The organism is Mycobacterium sp. NAZ190054, assembly GCF_001545925.1.
Classification (GTDB): Bacteria; Actinomycetota; Actinomycetes; order Mycobacteriales; family Mycobacteriaceae; genus Mycobacterium.
This window is the reverse complement of sequence record NZ_LMVQ01000334.1, coordinates 1-24,761: the sequence shown is the minus strand read 5'-3', so window position 1 is coordinate 24,761 and position 24,761 is coordinate 1. Positions and strand designations below refer to the sequence as shown.

The 24,761-nt window shown below is 69.9% G+C and carries 19 protein-coding genes and 3 pseudogenes; 11 read left to right on the top strand and 11 right to left on the bottom strand.

The window, feature by feature from the left end; translation table 11 throughout:
- Positions 1-4: 4 nt before the first annotated feature.
- Complete coding sequence (locus ASJ79_RS20660) at positions 5-2,569, top strand: sensor histidine kinase KdpD (protein ID WP_067959260.1); 2,565 nt, start codon at positions 5-7, stop codon at positions 2,567-2,569.
- On the top strand, positions 2,566-3,258 hold the full coding sequence (locus ASJ79_RS20655) for a response regulator (protein WP_067959257.1): 693 nt from the start codon (positions 2,566-2,568) through the stop codon (positions 3,256-3,258). The genes ASJ79_RS20660 and ASJ79_RS20655 overlap by 4 nt, the downstream gene beginning before the upstream one ends.
- Before the next feature lie 79 nt (positions 3,259-3,337).
- On the opposite strand, the gene ASJ79_RS20650 is transcribed toward ASJ79_RS20655, so the two are convergent.
- Entirely contained in the window at positions 3,338-4,207 is an 870-nt protein-coding gene (locus ASJ79_RS20650) for an alpha/beta fold hydrolase (protein ID WP_067959254.1), read from the bottom strand.
- A 37-nt stretch (positions 4,208-4,244) separates the two neighbouring features.
- Here ASJ79_RS20650 and ASJ79_RS20645 point away from each other — a divergent pair, with 37 nt between their 5' ends.
- Both ASJ79_RS20645 and ASJ79_RS20640 read left to right on the top strand, forming a co-directional pair.
- Entirely contained in the window at positions 4,245-6,116 is a 1,872-nt protein-coding gene (locus ASJ79_RS20645) for a propionyl-CoA synthetase (RefSeq protein ID WP_067959251.1), read from the top strand.
- A gap of 89 nt (positions 6,117-6,205) precedes the next feature.
- Positions 6,206-6,676 (top strand): DUF4383 domain-containing protein, encoded by a 471-nt coding sequence (locus ASJ79_RS20640; RefSeq protein ID WP_067959248.1) that lies wholly within the window; start codon positions 6,206-6,208, stop codon positions 6,674-6,676.
- Between the two features lie 82 nt (positions 6,677-6,758).
- On the opposite strand, the gene ASJ79_RS20635 is transcribed toward ASJ79_RS20640, so the two are convergent.
- From ASJ79_RS20635 to ASJ79_RS20610, 6 genes are all read right to left on the bottom strand, one after another.
- The gene (locus tag ASJ79_RS20635; protein ID WP_067959244.1) at positions 6,759-7,379 is read right to left on the bottom strand and encodes a hypothetical protein; all 621 of its coding nucleotides are present in this window, start codon (positions 7,377-7,379) and stop codon (positions 6,759-6,761) included.
- A gap of 94 nt (positions 7,380-7,473) precedes the next feature.
- Positions 7,474-8,409, bottom strand: coding sequence for a Ppx/GppA phosphatase family protein (locus tag ASJ79_RS20630; protein WP_067959241.1), 936 nt, complete (start codon positions 8,407-8,409; stop codon positions 7,474-7,476).
- A complete protein-coding gene (locus ASJ79_RS20625) occupies positions 8,406-8,897 on the bottom strand; it encodes a DUF501 domain-containing protein (RefSeq protein WP_067959238.1) in 492 nt (163 codons plus the stop codon). Before ASJ79_RS20625 ends, ASJ79_RS20630 begins: the two co-directional genes overlap by 4 nt.
- Positions 8,890-9,639, bottom strand: coding sequence for a septum formation initiator family protein (locus ASJ79_RS20620; RefSeq protein WP_067959235.1), 750 nt, complete (start codon positions 9,637-9,639; stop codon positions 8,890-8,892). Before ASJ79_RS20620 ends, ASJ79_RS20625 begins: the two co-directional genes overlap by 8 nt.
- Positions 9,640-9,642: 3 nt before the next feature.
- Complete coding sequence (eno, locus tag ASJ79_RS20615; RefSeq protein WP_067959232.1) at positions 9,643-10,932, bottom strand: phosphopyruvate hydratase; 1,290 nt, start codon at positions 10,930-10,932, stop codon at positions 9,643-9,645.
- A gap of 72 nt (positions 10,933-11,004) precedes the next feature.
- Positions 11,005-11,736 (bottom strand): lytic transglycosylase domain-containing protein, encoded by a 732-nt coding sequence (locus tag ASJ79_RS20610; protein ID WP_067959229.1) that lies wholly within the window; start codon positions 11,734-11,736, stop codon positions 11,005-11,007.
- A gap of 178 nt (positions 11,737-11,914) precedes the next feature.
- Here ASJ79_RS20610 and efeU point away from each other — a divergent pair, with 178 nt between their 5' ends.
- Genes efeU through efeB form a run of 3 tightly spaced genes read left to right on the top strand, consistent with a single transcriptional unit; the run spans position 11,915 to position 15,286 of the window.
- Positions 11,915-12,829 (top strand): iron uptake transporter permease EfeU, encoded by a 915-nt coding sequence (gene efeU, locus ASJ79_RS20605; RefSeq protein WP_369803728.1) that lies wholly within the window; start codon positions 11,915-11,917, stop codon positions 12,827-12,829.
- Positions 12,826-13,989, top strand: a complete 1,164-nt coding sequence (efeO, locus tag ASJ79_RS20600; RefSeq protein ID WP_067959227.1) for an iron uptake system protein EfeO — start codon at positions 12,826-12,828, stop codon at positions 13,987-13,989. Before efeU ends, efeO begins: the two co-directional genes overlap by 4 nt.
- Positions 13,970-15,286 carry an iron uptake transporter deferrochelatase/peroxidase subunit gene (gene efeB, locus ASJ79_RS20595; protein ID WP_067959224.1) on the top strand — a complete coding sequence of 439 codons (1,317 nt, stop codon included), beginning with the start codon at positions 13,970-13,972 and terminating at the stop codon, positions 15,284-15,286. The genes efeO and efeB overlap by 20 nt, the downstream gene beginning before the upstream one ends.
- A 70-nt stretch (positions 15,287-15,356) precedes the next feature.
- On the opposite strand, the gene ASJ79_RS20590 is transcribed toward efeB, so the two are convergent.
- From ASJ79_RS20590 to ASJ79_RS20580, 3 genes are all read right to left on the bottom strand, one after another.
- Positions 15,357-16,358: a nucleoside triphosphate pyrophosphohydrolase gene (locus ASJ79_RS20590; protein ID WP_067959221.1), complete on the bottom strand. Its 1,002-nt coding sequence runs from the start codon at positions 16,356-16,358 to the stop codon at positions 15,357-15,359.
- Positions 16,355-20,002 carry a transcription-repair coupling factor gene (mfd, locus tag ASJ79_RS20585; RefSeq protein WP_067959338.1) on the bottom strand — a complete coding sequence of 1,216 codons (3,648 nt, stop codon included), beginning with the start codon at positions 20,000-20,002 and terminating at the stop codon, positions 16,355-16,357. Before mfd ends, ASJ79_RS20590 begins: the two co-directional genes overlap by 4 nt.
- Positions 20,003-20,065: 63 nt before the next feature.
- Positions 20,066-20,659 (bottom strand): TetR/AcrR family transcriptional regulator, encoded by a 594-nt coding sequence (locus ASJ79_RS20580; protein ID WP_067959325.1) that lies wholly within the window; start codon positions 20,657-20,659, stop codon positions 20,066-20,068.
- A gap of 111 nt (positions 20,660-20,770) precedes the next feature.
- Between ASJ79_RS20580 and ASJ79_RS20575 the strand changes: the two are divergent.
- A pseudogene (locus ASJ79_RS20575) lies at positions 20,771-21,820 on the top strand (PucR family transcriptional regulator); the annotation flags it as partial.
- Positions 21,814-22,248, top strand: a pseudogene (locus ASJ79_RS20570) (SDR family NAD(P)-dependent oxidoreductase); the annotation flags it as partial. The pseudogenes ASJ79_RS20575 and ASJ79_RS20570, both read left to right, overlap by 7 nt.
- A 35-nt stretch (positions 22,249-22,283) precedes the next feature.
- Here ASJ79_RS20570 and ASJ79_RS20565 read toward each other — a convergent pair.
- A complete protein-coding gene (locus ASJ79_RS20565) occupies positions 22,284-23,147 on the bottom strand; it encodes a PAC2 family protein (protein ID WP_156448550.1) in 864 nt (287 codons plus the stop codon).
- 108 nt (positions 23,148-23,255) lie between these two features.
- On the opposite strand from ASJ79_RS20565, the pseudogene ASJ79_RS32535 reads away from it, so the two are divergent.
- Positions 23,256-23,475: pseudogene (locus ASJ79_RS32535) on the top strand (hypothetical protein); the annotation flags it as partial.
- Between the two features lie 165 nt (positions 23,476-23,640).
- Positions 23,641-24,761, top strand: a 1,121-nt coding sequence (locus ASJ79_RS20560) for a homocysteine S-methyltransferase family protein (protein ID WP_197420303.1), incomplete at its 3' end; no start/stop codon positions are given.

The following is a 24,761-nucleotide window of genomic DNA, read 5'->3' as shown; positions in this document are numbered from 1 at the left end:
CGCCGTGGATGATGGATCTGTGGCGGCACCACCTCATCGGCCGAGACGCGGGGAGCTGCGCATCTACCTGGGTGCGGCGCCCGGTGTCGGCAAGACCTACGCGATGCTCGGCGAGGCGCACCGCCGCCTGGAACGCGGCACCGACCTGGTCGCCGCCGTCGTCGAGACCCACGGCCGCAAGAAGACCGCGGAATTGTTCGAAGGCATCGAAACCGTCCCCGCCAAGCGCATCGAGTACCGCGGCCGGACATTCGCCGAGCTCGACGTCCAGGCCGTGCTGCGGCGCGACCCGCAGGTGGTGCTCGTCGACGAACTCGCCCACACCAACACCCCGGGAAGCCGGAACGCCAAACGCTGGCAGGACATCGAGGAGCTGCTCGACGCCGGCATCACGGTGATCACCACCGTCAACGTCCAGCACCTGGAGAGCCTCAACGACGTCGTCACCCAGATCACCGGCATCGAGCAGCAGGAGACGGTGCCCGACGAGGTGGTACGCGCCGCCGACCAGGTGGAGCTGGTCGACATCACCCCGGAAGCGTTGCGGCGCAGGCTCGCCCACGGAAACGTGTACGCCCCCGAACGGATCGACGCGGCCCTGTCCAATTACTTCCGCCGCGGCAACCTCACCGCCCTGCGGGAGCTAGCGCTGTTGTGGCTGGCCGACCAGGTCGATGCCGCGCTGGAGAAGTACCGCGCCGACAACAAGATCACCGACACCTGGGAGGCCCGGGAACGCGTCGTCGTCGCCGTGACCGGAGGCCCCGAGTCGGAAACCCTGGTGCGCAGGGCATCTCGTATCGCCTCGAAGGCCAGCGCCGAACTGATGGTCGTCCACGTGATCCGCGGCGACGGGTTGTCCGGTGCCTCGGAGGCCCGGATGGGCCAGGGCATGAACAAGGTGCGCGAGCTGGCCGCCAGCCTCGGCGCGACCCTTCACACCGTCGTCGGCGACGGCCCCGGCGGGGTGCCGGCTGCCCTGCTCGACTTCGCCAAAGAGATGAACGCCACCCAGCTGGTGCTCGGCACGTCCCGCCGCTCCCGGTGGGCGCGGATCTTCGACGAGGGCATCGGCGCCTCCGTCGTGCAGAAGTCGGGCCGGATCGACGTGCACACGGTCACCCACGAGCAGGCCGGCGCGGAACCGCTCTGGGCCCGGGTGACTCCGCGGCAACGCCACGCCGTGTCGTGGCCGGCCGCCCTCGCGGTGCCGGGCGTCATCTGTGCGGCCACCGTGCTGCTGCTGGACCCGCTGCTCGGCATCGGCGGCGAGAGCGCGATGTTCTTCATCGGCGTCCTCGTCGTCGCGCTGTTGGGCGGGGTCGCGCCGGCGGCCCTTTCGGCCGTGCTGTCCGGTGTGCTGCTCAACTTCTTCCTCGTCGAACCGCGGCACACGTTCACGATCGCCGAACCCGACAGCGCGATCACGATCGTGGTGCTGCTGGTGGTGGCCGTCGCGGTCGCCGCACTCGTCGACAGCGCGGCGAACCGGGCGCGCGAGTCCCGGCGCGCGGCGCGGGAGGCCGAACTGCTCGCCATGTTCGCCGGGGCCGTGTTGCGCGGCGCCGACCTCGACACCCTGCTGGAACGGGTCCGCGAGGCCTACTCGCAGCGGTCGGTGACCCTGGTGCGCGGTGAGGCAGGTGGCGGCGGGGTGGTCGGCTGCGCCGGATCCGAACCCTGCGTGACGGCCGCGGCCGCCGACACCGCGATCGAAGTGGGTTCCAGGGACGCCCCGGAGGAATTCTGGTTGCTGCTGGCGGGACGCAAACTCGACGCCCGCGACCGCCGGGTGCTCGGCGCGGTCGCCAACCAGGCCGCAGGGTTGGCCAGGCAGCGCGAACTGGCCGAGGAAGCCGGCCGGGCCCAGGCTCTCTCGCAGGCCGACGAACTGCGTCGCTCCCTGTTGTCGGCCGTCAGCCACGACCTGCGCACCCCGCTGGCGGCGGCCAAGGCGGCGGTATCGAGTCTGCGCAGCGGCGACGTCGATTTCTCGCCCGAGGACACCGCCGAACTGCTGGCCACCGTCGAGGAGTCGGTCGATCAGCTGTCGGGTCTGGTCGGCAACCTGCTGGACTCGTCGCGGCTGGCGGCGGGCGTGGTACGGCCCGAGCTGCGCGAGGTCTACCTCGAGGAGGCGGTTCCACGGGCGCTGCTCGGAATCGGCCGCGGCAGCACCGGTTTACGCGCCGGGCTGGACCGGGTGAAGGTGGAGGTCGGCGACGCCGTGGTGAAGGCCGACAGCGGCCTGCTGGAGCGGGTGCTGGCCAACGTCATCGACAACGCGCTGCGCTACGCCCCGGACGGTCCGGTGCGTGTCACGGCCGGGCGGATCGGCGGGCGTGTGCTGATCGCGGTCGCCGACGAGGGACCGGGGATCGCGCGCGGCGCCGAGACCGAACTGTTCGCTCCCTTTCAACGGCTCGGCGATCAGGACACCAGCAGCGGTGTGGGCCTTGGCCTTTCGGTGGCGCGCGGGTTTGTGGAGGCGATGGGTGGGACCATCACCGCCGGCGACACCCCCGGCGGCGGGCTGACCGTGGAGATCGACCTGGCGGCCCCGCGGTGAGCGCCGCCAAGACCCGCGTGCTCGTCATCGACGACGAACCGCAGATCCTGCGCGCGCTGCGGATCAACCTGTCGGTGCGCGGTTACGAAGTGCTCACCGCCGCGACGGGGGCCGATGCGTTGCGGGTTGCGGCCGACCGCCGTCCCGATGTGATCGTGCTCGACCTCGGTCTACCGGACTTGTCGGGCATCGAGGTGCTGGCCGGGCTGCGGGGGTGGCTCTCGGCGCCGGTGATCGTGCTGTCCGCCCGCAGCGATTCGACCGACAAAGTGGAGGCCCTCGACGCCGGCGCCGACGACTACGTCACCAAACCCTTCGGCATGGACGAGTTCCTGGCGCGTCTGCGTGCCGCGGTGCGGCGCGGGGCCGCGGCCGCCGAGACCGACGAACCGGTGATCGAGACCTCGTCGTTCACCGTCGACCTCGCGGCGAAGCGGGTCACCAAGAGCGGCGCCGAGGTGCACCTGACCCCGACCGAATGGGGCATGCTGGAGATGCTGGTGCGCCACCGCGGCAAGCTCGTCGGCCGCGAGGAACTGCTCAAAGAGGTATGGGGCCCGGCCTACGCCAAGGAGACCCACTATCTGCGGGTGTACCTGGCGCAGTTGCGGCGCAAACTCGAAGACGACCCGTCCCATCCGGTGCATCTGCTCACCGAGGCCGGCATGGGCTACCGCTTCCAGCAGTAGCGCCCCTCCGCGAGCAGACACCAAACTGCCCATTTCCGCGTCGAATTGGGCAAGTTTGCGTCTGCTCGCGGAGGGGCGGTTACCCCGCCGGGAACTCCTCGGCCAGGGCGATCAGCCTGGCGCGCACCAGGTCTGGCTGCTCGTCGAGGATGAAGTGCCCGCCGTCGACGACGTCGAGCCGGTAGTCGTCGGCCTTCGCCGTCTCGGCCGCGGCCAGGGCCGGGTGGATCGCGGTGTCCTTGCGGCCGAACAGCGCCCGCGTCGGCACCGTCGACCAGCGGCGCTCGCCGTGGCGCGCACCGGCGGGGACCTCCTTGGTGAGGAACGTCCGGTAGGTGTCGCGTGCGGCGCGGGCGACCACCGGATCCCGGAAGCGCTCGGCGTACACCCGGGCGGTCTGCCGATCCAGCTTGGCCGCCACCCGGAAGATCACCTTCTCCAGGTACGGGGTGTGCCGCTGCAGCGGCACCCCCACCGACGCGACGAACGGCTGGTAGAGCAGGAAGCGCCACAGGTGCGGTGCCATCACCTTCGGCGGCACCCACGGGTGGGCGATGTTCAGCGCCAGGTAGGCGTCGATCCGTTCGGGCACCCGCAGCCCGAGCAGGTGCCCGATGTAGCCGCCCCAGTCGTGACCGACGAGCAGCACCCGGTCCAGGCCCATGGCGTCCATCAGCGCCACCAGGTCACTGACCACGTCCTCCTTGGCCCACTTGTGCGGCGCGGGGCCGGACCACCCGTATCCGGGCAGGTCGGGGGCGATGATGCGCAGGCCTTCCGGCGGGTCGGCCAGCAACGAACGGTACGCCCAGTGGTGCTGGGGCCAGCCGTGCAACGCCAGGACCGGCCTGCCGTCCTCGGGGCCTGCCTCGGTCACATGGAAATCGACCCCTCGGGCGGTGACGCGGCTGCGGCGCACCCCTCCGATCGGCGGGGGTTGGGTGGTCATGGCCCTGAGAGTAACCGGGAAGGTCTACGGTGCAGATATGCCCGGGTATCGCGACCTCTTCGACGCCAGCATCAACGATCCCGTCGCGTTCTGGAAGGACGCGGCCAGAGCCGTGACCTGGACGGTGGCCCCTGAACGGGTTCTCGACGACAGCAACCCGCCGTTCTACCGGTGGTTTCCCGGCGCCGAACTGAACGTCTGCGCGAACGCGCTGGACCGGCACGTCGAGACCGGGCGCGCCGACCAGCCCGCGCTGATCTACGACTCGGCGGTGACCGACACCAAACGCACCTACACCTACGCCGAACTGCTCGACCAGACCGCCCGGTTCGCCGGAGTGCTGCGCAACCTCGGCGTCGGCAAGGGCGACCGTGTCGTGATCTACATGCCGATGATCCCCGAGGCCGTCATCGCGATGCTGGCCTGCGCGCGGCTGGGTGCGGTGCATTCGGTGGTGTTCGGCGGCTTCGCGCCGCACGAGCTCGCGGTCCGCATCGACGACGTCCGCCCGAAGGTGGTCGTGTCGGCGTCGTGCGGCATCGAACCGTCCCGCTGCGTCGAGTACAAGCCGATGCTCGACGCGGCGATCGGGATGGTCGACCACCCGCCGGCGCATTGCGTTGTGGTGCAACGTGACCGGCTGCGGTGCGACCTCATCGAAGGCCGGGACCTGGACTGGGCGGACGTGATGGCCGACGCTGCGCCCGTCGACCCGGTGCCCGTCGCGGCGACCGACCCGCTGTATGTGCTGTACACCTCCGGCACCACGGGGAAGCCCAAGGGCATCGTCCGCGACAACGGCGGGTACGCCGTCGCGCTGCTGTGGAGCATGCGCCACATCTACGACATCGCACCCGGTGACGTGTTCTGGACCGCCTCCGACGTGGGGTGGGTGGTCGGCCACTCCTACATCGTCTACGGGCCGCTGCTGCTGGGCGCGACCACGGTGCTCTACGAGGGGAAGCCGGTCGGCACGCCCGACCCGGGCGCGTTCTGGCGGGTGGCGTCCGAGCACCGCGCGAAGGCGCTGTTCACCGCGCCGACGGCGATGCGCGCGATCCGCAAGGAGGACCCGCAGGGCAAGTACATCGACGACTACGACCTGTCCGGGCTGAAGTACCTGTTCCTGGCCGGGGAGCGGCTCGACCCCGACACCTATCACTGGGCCTCGGAGAAACTCGGCATCCCGGTCATCGACCACTGGTGGCAGACCGAGACCGGCTGGGCGATCGCCGCCAATCCGATGGGCGTGGAACATCTTCCGGTCAAGGCCGGCTCGCCCACGGTGCCGATGCCGGGCTACGACGTGCGTGTCCTGCACGACGACGGGCACGAATGCGCCCCGGGCGAGGAAGGCGCCATCTGCATCAAGCTGCCGCTGCCGCCCGGCACGCTGCCCACGCTGTGGAACGCCGATGACCGCTACCAGGTGTCCTACCTGACCGAGCACCCCGGCTACTACCTGACCGGCGACGGCGGCCGTTTCGACGACGACGGCTACCTGTACGTGATGGGTCGCATCGACGACGTCATCAACGTGGCCGGCCACCGGCTCTCGACCGGCGCGATCGAGGAAGTGCTGGCCACGCATCCGGCCGTGGCCGAGTGCGCGGTGATCGGCGTGAACGACGAGATCAAGGGCCAGGCGCCGCGCGGGCTCGTCGTCGTCAAGGCCGGCGCGAACACCGACGGTCTCACCGAGGAGCTCGTGCAGCTGGTCCGCGACGAGATCGGCGCCGTCGCGGCGTTCAAGCTCGTCGACGTCGTCCCGGCGCTGCCGAAGACGCGGTCGGGAAAGATCCTGCGTAAGACGATGCGTGGGCTGGCCGCCGGACGGGACGAGCCGGTGCCGTCGACCATCGAGGATCCGTCCGTGCTCGACGCGCTCGGCCCGATCCTGCGTTCCTGACGCAGCCCGCACCGCCCGTGTTACGGGCCGCCGAGGATGGGTATCTCCGCAACACACTCGTCAATAAGTGTTCCGGAGGGAGGCGGGTCATGTCATCGGCGGCCCCGAAATACATGGCGGTACAAGGCGCGGCCATGATCATCGCCACCGCGCTCACGGTTCTCGGGGTGCTCGGGTTCGTCCCCGGGGTGACCTCCCACCTCGACCAGCTCGCCTGGTTCGGCCAGCATTCCGGCGCCCGCCTGTTCGGCACGTTCGCGGTGTCGGTGCTGCTCAACCTCACCCACCTGGTGGTCGGTGCGGCCGGTTTCTACTTCGCGCGTACCTACGCCGGGTCACGGGCCTACCTGCTCGCCGGCGGCGTGCTCTATGTCGGGCTGTGGCTGTACGGCACGTTCGTCGAGGTGGGCAGCAACGCCCGCGTCATCCCGCTCAACGGGGCCACCAACTGGCTGCACCTGGGGCTCGGAACGGTGATGGCGCTGCTGGCCGTCACCCTGGCAGGACAGCATGACCCGACCAAGCGGCGCGCACGGCTGCGCCGCCCGGCCACGCCGTGACCTTCCGCCCTTCGGCGAATCCGGCGCGGTTGTGCACCTTCTGTGTCGCATTGCGCGCCCGATCCGCGGCCCAGGGGCGCGGTCAGACCAGTTCAGGCACCCTCAGATGGGCGATCACCAACTCGAAATCGCATTCCTCCAGCACTTCCGCACCGGCCTGGTCGACGGTGGCGTCCCGGATCCGGTCCAGCCGCGGCCGGTGCCGCTGTAGCGCCTCGGCGCTGTCGAAAGCCGACGACACCACCGCCCGGGCGGTCGCGCGGTTCACCAACAGGCTTGTGCTGCAGTGTCCTTCGAGTTCCTCCAGCGCGGGCAGCACCTGGCTTCTGAAGATGTCGATACCCGACTCGACCCGGCTCGGGTCGATCTTGGCCCAGCTGACCCGCACACAGGCGCCCTCGGCGCTTTCATGGTGACGGTGCATGACCGCGATCTCCCATTCGGCGACCTCCGCGGTGCCGCCGAGAATCTGCGCCGCCCGGTCGCGGACCTCCCGGATCAGCGGTCCGCTGGCACGCATCGCGTCCTCGGACTGCCACGCGCTGGTGGCGATGCACCGGCCCGACTCCCGGTCCGCGAGCATCGACAACCCGATGAAGCCGTGCATTTTCTGCAGCTCGGGCATCACCGACCCGCGGATGTTCGCTATGCCGTCGTCCAGCGACGACGGCCGCCCCCAGACGGTCGTTGTTCGTGCGTACACAATCTGCCTCCTTCCGACGAGGCAGCGTCGCGACGGCGCTGCCGTCGGGGCCGATTGTCCTCCGCCCGGACGCGGGCGGCAATGCCCCTCGGGTTCAAGCGATCGACAGTGCGATGCCGTCGAGGATGTCGTGCTCGCTGACCACCAGGTCGGTGATCCCCGCCCGCTCCCCCAGCAGTGCGGCCAGCTCCTGCACGATCAACGCCCCTCCACCGATGACGTCGACGCGGCCCTCGTGCATCGGCCCCAGAGCGGCGCGCTGTTGCCGCGTCATCGCCAGCAGATCCGCGCACACCGGTAGCAGGTCGTCGAAACTCACCCGGGACAGATGGATGGCGTCCGGATCGTAGGTGGTCAGCTTGCGCGCCAGCGCCGCCAGGGTGGTCATCGTGCCCGCCACGCCCACCCAGGTGCGGGCACGGTCCACGGGCACGGTCTGCACGACCTCGGCCAGCGCGACACGCACCACCGACCGCGCCGCCTCGACCTCGTCAGCGGTGGGCGGGTCCGACCGCAGGCACCGTTCGGTCAGCCGCACGCAGCCGATGTCCGCCGAGTACGCGGCCTCCATCTCGCCGGAGCCCAGCACCACCTCGGTCGAACCGCCCCCGAGATCGACGACGACGAAAGGAGCTGCAGCAGAATCGAGTTCACCGACCGCGCCACGGAAAGACAGCTCGGCCTCCTCGGTGCCGGTGATCACCTCGGCCACCGTGCCGGGCACCACCGCGCCCAGGACCTCCGAGGTCATCGTGAAGAACTCGTCGCGATTGGCCACATCGCGCGCCGCCGACGTCGCGACCATGCGCACGGCGCCGACGTCGTTGCGGCGCATCAACTCGGCGTAGTCCGACAACGCGGCGTGGGTGCGCGCCAACGCGTCCGGCGCGAACTGTCCCGTCGCGTCGACCCCCTGCCCGAGGCGCACGATCCGCATCTCCCGGTGCACATCGTGCAGTCCCCCACCGGCGCTGTCGGCGATCAGGAGGCGGATCGAGTTCGTCCCGCAGTCGACCGCAGCCACCCTCATGTCCACACCCCTCTGTCCAGGATCCCTGCCATACCGGGCTCCGCGGCCAGCACCGCGAGCGCCTCGTCCCCGAACGGGTTGACCCCCGGCCCTTTCGCCAGCGCATGGGCGATCACCACATGCAGGCACTTGACCCGGTCGGGCATGCCGCCGCCGGAGAACGTGGTGCCCAACGGCTCGATCGCGTCGCGTTCGGCCAGATAGGACTCGTGCGCCCGCCGGTACGCCGCGGCCAGTTCGGGATCACGGGCCAGGCGTTCGGTCATCTCCCGCATCATCCCCGACGATTCCAGTCGGCTCGCCGCCGCGGTGAGCGCGGGATGGGTCAGGTAGAAGAGTGTCGGAAACGGGGTGCCGTCAGGCAGTTTCGGCGCGGTCTTGACCACCGCGGGCTCACCGTTGGGGCAGCGATAGGCGATCTCGAGCACGCCGCGCGGCTCCCGGCCCAACTGCCGCGCGACCGCCTCGAGGTCCGACGGGTCAACCATGGGGCCCGGGGGCGGGTGGCGGCGGAGCCGGCGCGCCGGGCGGCGCGGGTGGCGGTGACGTCGGCGAAACCCCGTGCGGCGCATCGGCAATGGTGTGCCACAGGGTGGTGTACCAGGGGTCGTTGCTCTTCGCTTCGGCCAGTTCCTCCGGCGATGCCTCCGGCTGTGTCGCCCCCGGCGGGAGCTGCACCTGATACGGGATCTCCCCCGGCATCACGAAGCCGAGCCGTTCCCGGGCCTGCGCGGCGATGAACACCGGGTCGGCGAGCTTGGCCTTCTGCTCTTCGAGGTCGGCGATCTGTTCCCGCAGCTGGGCCTCGCTGGCCTGAAGCTGCTTCATCTCGGTGCGCTGCGAGAAGTACGTCCGCACCGGCCCGGCGATCGTCAGCGTGAGCACGCACACCAGGGCGGCCAGGATCGCCGCCCGGCGCGCGGCCGAGCCGAACCGCTGTTCTGCCGCCTCCTCGGCCGACGCGATGATCGACTGCCTGATCGAACCGGCGCCGGTTCGCGCACCGCCGTCGTCGACGAATCCCGGATCGGTTCCGGCCCCGGCGGTTTCCTGCGGCGGGAGGTCGGCGCCGCGGGGGTCGCGCCGCGCCGACACACTGCGCGGCTTGGCCCGGCCGGCGTCGCCGGACTTGCCCGGCTTACCCGGACGCGACGCGGGAGCCTTCTTGCTCCTCGCGTCCGTCGAGGCTTTCTTCTTCCGCCGGGGATCGGGCCGATTCGCTTCGGGCACGGGCTATTTGGTCTCCACGCTGTATCGCGGGAAGGCCAGGTCACCGGCGTAACGGGCGGCGTCGCCGAGCTCCTCCTCGATGCGAAGCAGCTGGTTGTACTTCGCCACCCGCTCGCTGCGGGCCGGCGCGCCGGTCTTGATCTGCCCGCTGCCCACCGCGACGGCGAGGTCGGCGATCGTGGTGTCCTCCGTCTCGCCGCTGCGGTGACTCATCATCGTCTTGTAACCGGCGTTGTGCGCCAACGACACCGCATCGAGGGTCTCGGTCAGCGTGCCGATCTGGTTCACCTTCACCAGCAGCGCGTTGGCGGCGCCCCGCTCGATCCCGTCCTCGAGCCGTTCGGGGTTGGTGACGAACAGGTCGTCGCCGACCAGCTGCACCTTGTCACCGATCGCGGCGGTCAGCGCCACCCAGCCGTCCCAGTCGTCCTCGGACAGCGGATCCTCGATCGACAGCAGCGGATAGCCGCCGATCAGCTGTTCGTAGAACGCGGCCATCTGCTCGGCGGTGCGCGTCTCCTTCTCGAAGGCGTAACCGCTGCCGGCGGTGTAGAACTCGGTCGCGGCGACGTCGAGCGCCAGCGCCACGTCGGCACCCACCTTCAGGCCCGCGGCCTCGATCGCGGTGGCGATCAGGTCGAGCGCGGCCGTCGTGCCGGGCAGGTCGGGCGCGAAACCGCCCTCGTCGCCCAGACCGGTGGCCAGGCCCTGCTTCTTGAGCACCGACTTCAGCGCGTGATACACCTCGGCGCCCCACCGCAGCGCCTCCTTGAAGCTCGGGGCGCCGATCGGGGCGATCATGAACTCCTGCACGTCGACGCCGGTGTCGGCGTGCGCGCCGCCGTTGATGATGTTCATCATCGGCACCGGGAGGATGTGGGCGTTCGGCCCGCCGACGTAGCGGAACAGCGGCAGCTCCGCCGACTGTGCCGCCGCCTTGGCCACCGCCAGCGACACGCCCAGGATCGCGTTGGCGCCCAGCCGCGACTTGTCCGGTGTGCCGTCCAGGTCCACCAACGCCTGGTCGACGAGGCGCTGCTCGTCGGCGCCGAGACCGATCACGGCGGGTGCGATCTCGTCGAGCACCGCCTCGACCGCCTTCTCGACGCCCTTGCCCAGGTAGCGGGATCCGCCGTCGCGCAGTTCGACGGCCTCGTGCTCACCGGTCGATGCGCCCGACGGCACCGCGGCCCGCGACACCGTCCCGTCCAGCAGACCCACCTCGACCTCGACTGTCGGATTCCCCCGGGAATCCAGAATCTCGCGGGCTCCGACCTGCTCGATGATGGGCACTTTGTCGCCTCCTGGTCTCTGCTCAGACGTTTCCGGCATTGAGCCTAGAGTGTGGCCCGCCGGCGGGCGTGGTCAGAGCGGATGTCCTTGCGCGTACGCCGTCGCCCAGTCCCGGACCGTGCGGGCGTACTGGTCGGAGTGGTTGTAGGCGCGCAGGGCCTCCATCCAGCCCCGCGGCCTCGACAGATCCTTGCCCCGCCAGCACAGATAACCGGCTGCCGACAGCGCCGCGTCGTCGATGTTGTCGGCGCTGACGTCGCCGTCGTTGTTCGCATCGACGCCGTACAGCCGCCACGTCTCCGGGATGAACTGCATCGGCCCCATGGCGCGTGCGTAGGGCTCCTCACCGTCGTGGCTCACCGAGTCGTGGTCGAGGATCGCCAGATTCCCGCCGGTGCCGTCGAGCAGCACACCGCGGATCGGAGGGGTCACCTCGCCGTCGGGGGCGACGGTCGCCCCGCGGTAGGTGCCGTGGTGGCTTTCCACCTGGCCGATGCCGGCCAGCGTCGTCCACTTCAGGTGACAGTCGGGGTTCTCCACCTCGGCTACGCGGGCGGCGTAGGCGTAGGCCTCCAGCGCGGTCACCGGGATGCCCAGCGCGGGCGCGCGCTCGGCGGCCCAGTCGTGCAGCTGGTCGGCGGGCCTGCCCTTGGCGTAGGTGTCGATCTGCGGCACCGCGTCCCCGGGAGGGGGTGGCACCCCGTCGGGAATCACGGTGCCGAGCTGCCAGGAACAGCTGGAGGCCAGAATCAGCGCTGTCGCGCCGATCACGGCCATCGCCTGTAGCCAACGCACCCGCGTCACCGGACTCCCTACACCCACTTTGGTACGTAGCCCATGTTCCCATGCAAAACCGGACAGGTTACCGACCCCGGGCCGCGGAATGCCGGTGTACATTTCTGTTCGCGCCTCTGAAAATGAGGTGAGCCACACCTTGCTTTGGTAAGCCGAAGCACAGTGGGCGACGCGTAGCGAGGACGTCATGATGGGTGCCGGCACGGACCAGATGGTCACCACCTACTACGCGGCCCCGAACATCACCTCACAGCTTTTTGGCAGCGGGCTCATAGGTCTGCGGGAGGGACTCGAAGCCGCGATCGTCGTGTCGATCCTGGTCGCGTTCCTGACCAAGTCCGAGCGCCGCGACGCGCTCAGATGGGTCTGGCTGGGGGTCGGCGCCGCGGTCGCACTGACGGTCACCGTGTTCCTGACGATCCAGTTCGGCTCGAACACCATCACCGGCCTGGCCGCCGAGGCGATCGCCGGTGTCGCGTCCCTGGTCGCCGTCGGCATCGTCACGACCATGGTGCTGTGGATGAAGAGGGCGGCCGCATCCATGTCGGGCGAGCTGCGCAGCGAGATGGCCCGCGCGCTGGAGACCGGGCCGCTGGCCGTGACGCTGCTGGCATTCCTGGCGGTCGGCCGCGAAGGCGTGGAGACCGCGCTGTTCATGGTGGGTTACGCGGAGGCGCAGACGGTCTGGCCGCTGATCGGGTTGATCGCCGGCGTGGCCGTCGCGGGCGCGATCGCCTACGGGATCTACCGCGGCGCGCTGAGCATCAACCTCGGCAAGTTCTTCACCTACACCGGCGTGTTCCTGATCGTCGTCGCCGCGGGCATCCTGTCCTACGGTGTCGGCGCGCTACAGACCGTCGGCTGGCTGCCCGGCCTTTCGAGCAGGGCCTTCGACATCAGCACCTGGATCAACTGGTCGTCCTGGTACGGCGAGGTCATCCAGGGCATCTTCAACGTCACGCCCACGCCGACCGTGCTGCAACTCACCGGCTACCTCGCCTACCTCGTCGTCGTGCTGGCCCTGTTCCTGCGGCCGACACGGGTTCCGACGCCCAAGAGTCCGACCACACCCGATCCCTCTCCCGAAAGGTCCTCCACGTGAAGGTTCACACCTCTGCTGCCGTTGTCGCGGCGGCGTTGGCGGCGTTGACACTGACCAGCTGCCAGGCCAAGGAGGAGGCCCCGGCGGCGTCCGAAGAGGGCGGCGGCACGGCCCCGTCCGAGATCACCGTCGAGGCCTCGGACGACTCCTGCGAACTGTCGGGCACCGAAGGTCAGACCGGCGCCAACACGTTCGTCGTCACCAACAACGGCACCAAGGTCACCGAGTTCTACGTCTACGACGACGGCGAACGGGTGATGGGCGAGGTCGAGAACATCTCCCCCGGGCTGCAGCGCAAGCTGATCGTGCAGCTCAGCCAGCCCGGCACCTACCAGACCGCGTGCAAGCCGGGCATGATCGGCGACGGTATCCGCAGCGACTTCACGGTGACCGGCGACGAGGTGCAGATCGACACCGAGGGCAAGTTCAAAGAGGCCGCCGACAACTACAAGCGTTACGTCAACAGCCAGGTCGAGGCTCTGGTGCCGGCGGTCGAGGCGTTCGTCGCGGCCGTCAAGAGCGGCGACATCGAGGCGGCCAAGGCCCAGTACCCGACGTCGCGGGTGTACTACGAGCGCATCGAGCCGGTCGCCGAGTCGTTCCCGAACGACCTCGACCCGCGCATCGACCTTCGCGAGGCCGACCTGGAGCCCGGCCAGCAGTGGACCGGCTTCCACCGGCTGGAGAAGGACCTGTGGGTGACCGGGCCGCAGCCGGACACCAACGCGATCGCCGACCAGCTGGTCGCCGACGTCAAGGAACTCCAGGCCGGGGTCGGCGCGCCGGACTTCTCGGTCGACTCCACCCAGATCGCCGGCGGCGCGCAGGGTCTGCTCGACGAGATCGCCACCAGCAAGATCACCGGTGAGGAGGACATCTTCAGCCACACCGACCTGTGGGATTTCAACGCCAACCTGCAGGGGTCGCAGACCGCGGTGGCGTCGGTGCGCCCGATCCTCGACGAGCGCAACCCCGATCTGGGCACCCGTGTCGACCAGCGTTTCGAAGAGGTGGAGGCGCTGCTGGAGAAGTACCGGGACGGCGACGGATTCGTCACCTACGACAAGGTGACCGAGCCGGAGCGCCAGGAACTCTCCCGTGCGATCGACGCGTTGAGCAAGGAAGTCAGCCAGGTGCAAGGTGTCATCGCACCCCAGTAGTCACGACGCCGAGCCCCGGCCTGATCCGCAACGGTCGGGGCTGAGCCGGCGCAAGCTGTTCGGCGCCGCAGGGGTGACGGCCGCGGTGGTCGGGGCGGCCGGGGCGGGAGCGCTGGCCGGCCGGGCGTCGGCGGCCCAGCCTCCGAACCACCTGAACACCGCGGTGCCGTTCCGCGGCGGGCACCAGGCCGGCATCGTCACCGAAGCCCAGGACCGGATGCACTTCGCCACGTTCGACGTGACCACGAAGCGCCGGGACGACGTGGTCAAGATGCTCGCCGACTGGACCGAGATGGCCGAGCGGATGACCCAGGGCGAGGAGGCGTTCCCGAACGGGGCCACCGGCCAGAACCCGTACTCGCCGCCGTCGGACACCGGCGAGGCCCTGGGCCTGCCGGCGTCACAGCTGACACTCACCATCGGGTTCGGGCCGTCGTTCTTCGTCAAGGACGGCGTCGACCGGTTCGGCATCGCCGACAGGAAGCCGGCCGAACTCGTCGACCTGCCGAAGTTCCCGAACGAGAAGATCGACCCGGCCCGCAGCGGTGGCGACATCGTGGTGCAGGCCTGCGCCAACGACCCGCAGGTGGCCGTCCACGCGATCCGCAACCTGGCCCGGATCGGTTTCGGCACCGTCGCGGTGCGCTACTCGCAGCTGGGGTTCGGCCGCACGTCGTCGACCACGCGGGAGCAGACCACGCCGCGAAACCTGTTCGGGTTCAAAGACGGAACGGCGAACCTGCGCTCGGACGAGACGGACAAGCTGGACAGGTTCGTCTGGGTCGCCGACGGTGACGGCCCGGCATGGTTGACCGGTGGCACGTATCTGGTGGCGCGGCGGATCAGGATGCGCATCGAGCAGTGGGACCGCACCACGCTGCTGGAGCAGGAGCGCGTCATCGGCAGGCAGAAGGGCAGCGGCGCCCCGATGGGGCTGACCGACGAGTTCGAAGAACTGAACTTCGACCTGACCGACGACGAGGACGAGCCGCTGATCGACCCGCTGGCCCACGTCCGGCTGGCCTCGCCGGAGCATCTCGGCGGGATCGAGATCCTGCGCCGCGGTTACAACTTCACCGACGGGTCGGACGGTTTCGGCCATCTCGATGCGGGATTGTTCTTCATCGCGTTCGTGCGCAACCCGGTCACGCAGTTCGTGCCGATGCAGAACGCGATCTCACGGCAGGACGCGATGAACGAGTACGTCACACCGACCAGCTCAGCGGTGTTCGCCTGCCCACCAGGCATTCCCGAGGGCGACACCTCGACGTTCTGGGGTTCCACGCTGTTCGACTGAGCCGATTTGCGTAACGGCAGGGCGGAAACGGGCCCCGAAATCGCCGTGTGGTTACGCAACCCGGGATTTCTCACCCGTCGGGTTCGGCGACCTCGTCCCGGGGTTCCGACGCTTCGGCGTCATCCGCCGAGTCGGCATCGGTCCCCGGCCAGTGCGTCCGCCACTCCTCGGCCGAGATGACCCCGGCCGGGTTGTCGTCGAGTTCCTCGGCCACATCGGCGCTGCGCCGCGCCGCCTTCACCGCCCGCTCGGCGATACGCACGTCGGCCATGAACTCCAAAACCGCTGAGCGCAAAGCATTCTCGGCGTCAACCTCAGCGGACACAGCCACCGTGGTGATCTCCGCGGGCAGCAGGTCGGCCGGGACTCCGCCCGTCTCGGCGCGGGCCAGCACCTTCTGCGCCAGCGCCAGTGCGGGCTGCGCGGTGGGGATGCCGTCCATGACCGACTGGCGCGCCGAGCCCTCGAGGGCTTTGCGCTGCTCCCACTGCGCCAGCTGATCCTCCAACGAAATGGATTCTCCGGCAAGCACTGCGGGCACCCTGTTGCCGAGTTTGCGGACCAGCGCGTCGGCGACATCGTCGATGTCGAATGCATGCTCGGGCGCGTCCTCGGCGATGCGGGCGTGGAACAGCACCTGCAGCAGCACGTCGCCGAGTTCGTCGCGCAGTTCGGTCAGATCCCCGCCGTGGACGGCGTCGAACAGTTCGTAGGTCTCCTCCAGCAGGTACCGCCGCAGCGAGTCGTGGGTCTGCTGGCTCTCCCACGGCCCGGCGGTACGCAGCTTGTCCATCAGCGCGACGGCGTCGACCAGACGCTCACCGGACTGCGGCTCGGGTGCGGAGATCACCTTCTCCCCCGCCGCGACGCGCGCGGTCACCGACGGATGCTCGGGATCCGACGACAGCAGCACCTCCGCGTGCTCCCCGTCGTAGGCCGGCCGCGCCGACGGCAGCGACCACGGCACCTTGATCGGCATCTCCTCGGTGTACTGGACGTCACCGCTGAGCAGTCCGATCGCCTCGATGGGTATCAGTGACGGACGCCGCGGGTCCACCAGGACGACCGTCATGAGCCACCTCCGAACTTGGTTATATCAACTTCCTCGTCCGGTTTCCCGTCGATGGCCAGCAACAATCCCGCGACGAACGCGACCAGCTCCAGGTCGCGGATCCGCGGAGCCCCCACCCCGCTGCCCGCGCGCGGGATCGGCACCTGCACCGTGGAGGTGGTGGCGCGGTAGTTCGCACCCGAGTAGAGGCGCTTGAGCCGCAGCTGCGCGGAGTCCGGCAGCGTCAGCGGCGCGATCCGCAACGTCGACGCCGACGGGGCGCCCATCTCGGTGATCCCGTGCCTGCGCGCCAACAGCCGCAGCCGTGCGACCGCGACCAGCCGCAGGGCCGGCTCGGGCAGCGGCCCGTACCGGTCGACGAGCTCGTCGACCACCGCGTCGACGGCGGCGTCGTCGGGTGCCGCGGCCAGCCGGCGGTAGGCCTCCAACCGCAGCCGGTCGCTGCCGATGTAGTCCGGCGGCAGGTGCGCATCGACCGGCAGGTCGATCCGGACGTCCTTCGGTTCTTCCGGTGTGGCAACGGTTTTCCCGTCCGCGGCGGCCCGGTACGCTTCGACGGCCTCGCCGACCAGGCGCACGTACAGGTCGAAGCCCACCCCGGCGACGTGCCCGGACTGCTCGGCGCCCAACACGTTTCCGGCGCCGCGGATCTCCAGGTCCTTCATCGCCACGGCCATGCCCGCGCCCAGCTCGTTGTTCTGCGCGATGGTCGCCAACCGGTCGTAGGCCGTCTCGGTCAGCGGAACCTCGGGCGGATACAGGAAGTAGGCGTAACCCCGTTCGCGGGACCGGCCCACCCGGCCGCGCAACTGGTGCAGCTGCGACAGGCCGAAGGTGTCGGCCCGCTCCACGATCAGCGTGTTGGCGTTCGAGATGTCCAGGCCCGTCTCGACGATCGTGGTGCAGACCAGGATGTCGAACTCGCGGTTCCAGAAGCCTTCGACCGTCTTCTCCAGCTGCTCCTCGGGCATCTGACCGTGGGCGACCACCACGCGGGCCTCGGGCACCAGCTGCCGCACCTTGGCCGCGGCGGAGTCGATGGTGCGCACCCGGTTGTGGATGTAGAACGCCTGCCCGTCGCGCAGCATCTCGCGGCGCAGCGCGGCGGCGACCTGCTTGTCGTCGTGCGGGCCGACGTAGGTGAGCACCGGGTAGCGCTCTTCGGGCGGGGTCAGGATGGTCGACATCTCGCGGATGCCGGCCAGGCTCATCTCCAGCGTGCGCGGGATCGGGGTGGCGCTCATGGTCAGCACGTCGACGTGGGTGCGCATCGACTTGATGTGCTCCTTGTGTTCGACGCCGAAGCGCTGCTCCTCGTCGACGATGACCAGGCCGAGGTCCTTCCACGTCACACCGGTCTGCAGCAGCCGGTGGGTGCCGATCACGATGTCGACCGACCCGTCCTTCATGCCCTCGACGGTGGCGCGGGACTCGGCCGGGTCGGTGAACCGCGACAGGCCTTTGACGGTGACCGGGAAGCCGGTCATCCGCGCGGTGAACGTCTGCAGGTGCTGGTCGGCCAGCAGCGTGGTCGGCACCAGCACCGCGACCTGCTTGCCGTCCTGGACCGCCTTGAACGCCGCCCGCACCGCGATCTCGGTCTTGCCGTAGCCGACGTCGCCACAGATCACCCGGTCCATCGGGACCGGCTTCTCCATGTCGGACTTCACCTCGGTGATCGCGGTGAGCTGGTCGACGGTCTCGGTGAACCCGAACGCGTCCTCCATCTCGGTCTGCCACGGCGTGTCCGGGGCGAACGCGTGCCCTGGCGAGGCCTGCCGCTTGGCGTAGAGCGCGACCAGCTCGGCGGCGATCTCGCGCACCGCGCGGCGCGCCTTGGTCTTCGTGTTGGCCCAGTCGCTGCCGCCGAGCCGGCTCAGCGTGGGCGCCTCGCCGCCGACGTAGCGCGACAGCTGGTCCAGCGAGTCCATCGGCACATACAGCTTGTCGGTACCGTCTTTTCCGGCGCCCCTGCGCCCCGATGCGTACTCCAGCACCAGGTACTCGCGGCGCGCGCCGCCGACCACCCGCTCGGTCATCTCGACGAAGCGACCGATCCCGTGCTGGTCGTGGACGACGAGGTCGCCGGCGGTCAGCGCCAGCGGGTCGACGACGTTGCGGCGCTTGGCCGCGAGCTTCTTGCCCTCGGTGGCCGACGCGCGGTTGCCGGTCAGGTCGGTCTCGGTGATCACCACCAGGTTGGCGCCGGGCAGCACCACCCCGTCGTGCAGCGGGCCCTTGATCACCCCGACCACACCCGCCTTGGGTTCCTCACCCGGCTCCAGAACCGCTGCGGGCGTGTCGGTTTCGGACAACTGCTCGACGACGCGCTTGCAGGTGCCGCTGCCGGGGGTGACCACCGCCCCGTAGCCGCCGGTGGCGACGTGGGCGCGCAGCATCGCGAAGATCTCTTCGAGGTTGTGCTGTTTACCCCGCGCCGACGGCGCCGGCCGGATGTCGACCGCGACCGATTCCCCGGAACCGCTGTCGAGCTGGCTCAGCGTCCACCACGGATGTCCGCCGGCGCGCGCCGCGTCGCGGGCGTCGTCATAGCCGACGTAGCCGGACGCGCCGAGCGCCTCGATGTCGATGGGCACGTCCCCGCCGACCGCCGCGGTCGACCACGACGCCTCCAGGAACTCGCGCCCCGTCTTGATCAGGTCGGCGGCGCGGGTGCGGACCTTCTCCGGATCGCACACCAGCATTGGGGTGCCCGCGGGCAGATGGTCGGGCAACGTCGCGAAGTCGCTGGGGCGCAACAACGGAAGCAGCGCCTCCATGCCGTCGACCGGAATGCCCTCGGCCAGCCGGGCCAGCATCTCGGGCACGCTGCCCGGCACGCTGTTCTCCTTGACCGGATGCTCCGCCGACAGCGCCGCGGCGCGCTCCCGCACATCGGCGGTCAGCAGCAGTTCCCGGCACGGCACCGCGATCATCGTGTCGATCTCGATCTCCGGGATCGAACGCTGGTCGGCGACCGAGAACATCCGCATCTCGGAAACCTCGTCACCCCAGAACTCGATACGCACCGGGTGTTCGGCCGTCGGCGGGAAGACGTCGAGAATGCCTCCGCGGACCGCGAATTCGCCGCGCTTGCCGACCATGTCCACGCGGGTGTAGGCCAGGTCGACCAGACGCGCGACCGTCGCGTCGAAGTCCGCCTCACCGCCCACGGTGAGCGTGACCGGATCGACCCGGGCCAGGTCGGGGGCCATCGGCTGCAACAGCGACCGGGCGGTGGTGACCACGATCCGCAGCGGCGGCCCCAGCCGCGCGTCGTCGGGGTGGGTGAGACGGCGCAGCAACATCATGCGGGCGCCGACGGTGTCCACCCCGGGTGAGAGCCGCTCGTGCGGCAACGTCTCCCACGACGGGAACAGCGCCACCGCGTCGCCGAACACCCCGTGCAGCTCGGTGGTCAGGTCGTCGGCCTCCCGGCCGGTGGCGGTGACGACCAGCAGCGGACCCGACCGGGCGAGCGCGGATGCGACGAACACGCGGGCGCCGGCCGGGCCGACGAGCTGGAGATCGGCGGGCCGGTCGGCGGCGCGACGGGAGATCTCCTGCAGGCAGGGATCACGCAGTGCCAGGTCGACGAGGCCCGCGATCGGGGTGTGGACATGGAGGGTCCCCGATACGGTCATGATGACTCCATCGTAGGCACTCACCGGCGGTCCCCGACGTCGGGCACCGCGGCGCCCGGGCGGTCACTCCTGGTGCAGCGCCGGGTCCGATTCGAGATGGGTCAGCCCGTTCCAGCACAGGTTGACCAGATGCGCGGCGACGACCTCTTTCTTGGGCTCCCGCACATCCAGCCACCACTGCGCGGCCATCGAGACCGACCCCACCAGCGCCTGCGCATACAGCGGCGCCAGATCGGGATCGAGCCCGCGGCGGGAGAAGTCGCCGGCCAGGATCGAGGCGACCTGGCTGACCGCGTCGTTGAGCAGCGTCGAGTAGGTGCCCGAGGTGATGCTGGCCGGTGAGTCCCGGATCAGGATGCGGAAACCGTCGGTGTGTTCCTCGACGTAGGTCAGCAGCGCCAGCGCGACCCGTTCCACCCGTACCCGGGACCGGTTGTTGGTCAGTGACCGCGTGATGCCGTCGAGCAGCGCCGACATCTCCCGGTCGACGACGACGGCGTAGAGGCCCTCCTTGCCGCCGAAGTGTTCGTAGACCACCGGTTTGGACACGTTGGCCCGCAGCGCGATCTCCTCGATCGAGGTGCCGTCGAAGCCGCGTTCCGCGAACAGCGACTTGGCGATCTCGATCAACTGCTGGCGCCGCTCGGTGCCGGTCATCCGGGCGCGCGGCGCGCGCACGGAGGTGTCGGAACCACCCGGCTTGTCGGACACAGCCACGCGTCACAGGGTAACCGGGCAGGCCTGCGTGCCGGCGTAGCGTCAAGCACCATGATCACGCTGGATCGGCTGATCAACGTCCTGGGCGGATACGGTGCGCGCTGGCACGGCGGCTCGGCGGACCGGCGCGTCGAACTGCGCAGTGTCGTGCTCCCCGAACAGGTCGACGGCCGCACGGTGACCGGTGACGTGCTGCTCGCCGTCGGAGCGTCCTCGCAGACCGAGGCGCTGCAGTGGGCGCGGGCCGCCCGCTCCGTCGTCGTGCTCACCCGCTGCGCGGACGCCGGCGCCGACCTGCACACCGCCGGCGTCGCGGTCGTCGTCCTCGACCCGGCGATGCCGTGGAGCGAGTTCGCCGCGATCGTCTACGGCCTGGTCATGGAGGGCCGCGAAACCGAGTCGGGACGGGGTCCGACCGATCTGTTCGCGCTCGCCGACAGCCTCTCCGGCGCCGTCGGCGGCGCGGTCGTCATCGAGGACCGCGCATCCCAGGTGCTGGCGTTCTCCCGGGAACAGCAGGACGCCGACCCGTGCCGCGCGGCGACGATCCTTGCGCGGCAGGCGCCGCCGCAGGTGCGGGCGGTGTTCGAATCCCACGGGGTGTTCGCGCACCTGGCGGTGTCCGACGATCCGGTGTTCGTGCCGGGGGACGCCGGCATCGGGCTGACCGGTCGGATGGTGGTGGCCGCGCGCGCCGGACGGGAACTGCTGGGGTCGGTGTGGGTGGCGTGCGGGGACCCGCTGACCGGCGAACGGCGACGGGCGCTGGCCGACGGCGCCCACACCGTCGCGCTGCACCTGCTGCGCTCGCGGGCCAGCGCCGACCTGGAACGTCAGGTCGAATCGGAGCTGGTGATCCGGCTGCTGGAGTCCCCGGCGGACGCCGCGACACTGGCCAGCCGGCTCGGTCTGCCGCCCACGTCGCTGCGTGTCATCGCGTTGCGGGCCGGCGAGGACGACAGCAGGCACGCCGCGCTGCTGCAGATGTTCGAGCGCGCCACCGCGGGATTCGGCTGGTCCCGCCCGTCCCGCAGCGCGCTGGCCGACGCCACGGTGTACACCGTGCTGGCCGGCGAGCGGGTCGCGGTCGCGCGGGGCTGGCCCCGTACAACAGCGCCAAGGCCGCTGTCGAACACTTCGCCAACGCGCTACGGCTCGAGGTCGGCTACCGCGGCGTCGCCGTCGGCTCGGCGCACATGTCCTGGATCGACACCCCACTCGTGCGCGACACCAAGGCCGACCTGCCGACGTTCACCGAGATGCTGAGCCGGCTGCCGTTCCCGCTGAACAAGACGACCTCGGTGGAGGCGTGCGGGGCGGCGTTCGTCAAAGGCATCGAGAAGCGCAGCCGCCAGATCAACTGTCCCGGCTGGGTCGGGGCGCTGCGCTGGCTCAAGCCCCTGCTCGCGACGCCGGTCGGCGAGCGTCAGGTCCTCAAGTTCGTGCCGGACCTGCTGCCACGGATGGACGCCGAGGTCGCCGCGCTGGGCCGGTCGATGGGCGCCCGCACCCAGGACCTCGAGGCCTAAGCGCGCACCCTCGCGAGTAGGGGAAGAGGCGAGCGTCAGCCGCGGAAGCCGGGGCCGCGACGGCGCAGATAGCGCTCGAACTCCGCGGCCAGCGCATCGCCGTCGATCTTGCCGAGCGCCTCGTTCATGTCGACCTCGGCGTCGCCGCGTTCCTCCAGCGACTGCACGTACTCGGCGATCTCGTCGTCCTCGGAGGTCATCTCGGTGACGGCCTGCTCCCATTCCTCGGCCTGGGCGGGCAGGTCCGCCAGCGGCACTTCGATGTCGAGCACGTCCTCGACCCGGCGCAGCAGCGCGACGGTGGCTTTCGGGTTCGGTGGCTGCGACACGTAGTGCGGCACCGCGGCCCAGAACGTCACCGCGGGGATGCCGGCCTGCACGCACGCGTCCTGGAACACCCCGGCGATGCCCGTCGGCCCCTCGTACCGGGTCTCCTCCAGCCCGAACGTCTTGGCCGAGTCGGCGGAGTACGCCGCGCCCGACACCGGGACCGGCCGGGTGTGCGGGGTATCGGCCAGCAGCGCGCCCAGGATCACGACGGTCTGCACGTTCAACTTGTCGGCGACGGCCAGTAACTCCGCGCAGAACGTGCGCCAGCGCATGTTCGGTTCCACCCCGTGCATCAGCACGATGTCGCGGTCACTGCCGGGGGGACGGCAGTGCGAGATGCGCATCGACGGCCACACCAGTTCGCGGGTGACCCCGTCGACCTGGCGGATCACCGGACGGTTGACCTGGTAGTCGTAATACGACTCGTCGTCGATCTCGACGATGGTCTCGGCCTCCCAGATCGCGTCCAGGTGCTCCAGCGCGTCGCTGGCCGCGTCTCCGGCATCATTCCAGCCCTCGAACGCCGCGACGACGATCGTGTCGCGAAGATCGGGCAGGTCGGATCGCATCGGACCGCTGAAATCCGAGGTGGTCACAAGGCCAGCGTAAGCCCTGTACGGGCTCGATGACGGGCATCGACCCGCGCCCGCGTTTGTCTGCCCGACTACCCTGGCGGTGTGACTGGCGCAGACGACCGCGTGTACGACACCGACGTGCTCGACGTTTCGTCGACGCACGTCTTGGTCGGCGACGGCACGATGGGAACCCAGCCGCCGGCGGCCGACGGCGTGGATACGAAATTCGTTCGGCTGCACTCTGGTTAACCTTGGTGACGACGACATCGCCGACAAGATCCGCGAGCTGTGGCTCGTGGGCACCGCGATCGCCGAGTGGGTCGGGCTTGATCGCGGCGATGAGCTGGGCGTCCAGACGTCGATCGGGTGACGACGTAGACTTTGCCGGTCGAGAGGCGTTGCAACGGCTACCCCGGGGCCTCGTTTCCCCTGGTATCCGCCACGCTCGGCAGAGTCAAGGACGCCTTCCACTACGGAAGGAACGTGCGTGAACATCCCTGAGCCGAACACCTCCGCGCCGAACATCCGCCCCGACTGCACCGCCGAACTGGAGGCCGCCCTCGACCGGCGGATCCTGGTCATCGACGGCGCCATGGGCACGGCGATCCAGCGGGACCGGCCCGACGAGGCCGGATACCGCGGCGAGCGGTTCAAGGACTGGCCGAGCGATCTGGTCGGCAACAACGACCTGCTCAACCTGACGCAGCCGCAGATCATCGAGGCGATCCACCGCGAGTACCTCGAGGCGGGCGCCGACATCCTGGAGACCAACACGTTCAACGCGAACGCGGTCTCGCTGTCCGATTACGGCATGGAGGAGTTCGGCTACGAACTGAACTACGCCGGCGCCGCCCTGGCGCGGGCGGCCTGCGACGAGTTCAGCACCCCGGAGAAGCCCCGTTACGTCGCCGGCGCGCTGGGGCCCACGACACGGACCGCGTCGATCTCGCCGGACGTCAACGATCCTGGCGCCCGCAACGTCTCCTACGACGAGCTGGTGGCCGCCTACCTCGAAGCGGCGAAGGGCCTGGTCGACGGTGGGGCCGACCTCCTCATCGTCGAGACGATCTTCGACACGCTGAACGCCAAGGCCGCGGTGTTCGCCATCGAGACGCTGTTCGAGGACCGCGGACGCCGCTGGCCGGTGATCATCTCCGGCACCATCACCGACGCGTCCGGGCGGACGTTGTCCGGTCAGGTCACCGAAGCCTTCTGGAACTCGATCAGGCACGCCAAGCCGCTCGCGGTCGGCCTCAACTGCGCCCTGGGCGCGCCGGAGATGAGGCCCTACATCGCCGAGCTGGCGCGGATCGCGGACACCTACGTCTCCTGCTACCCGAACGCCGGGCTGCCCAACGCGTTCGGCGAGTACGACGAGTCCCCGAAGCGTCAGGCCGGCTACGTCGCCGAGTTCGCCGAGGCCGGTTTCGTCAACCTGGTCGGTGGCTGCTGCGGGACGACGCCCGCGCACATCGCCGAGATCGCCGAGGTGGTCGAGGGTAAGCCGCCGCGGAAGGTGCCGGACATCCCGGTGGCCACCCGGCTCGCCGGTCTGGAGCCGCTCAACATCGACGACGACTCCCTGTTCGTCAACATCGGCGAGCGCAC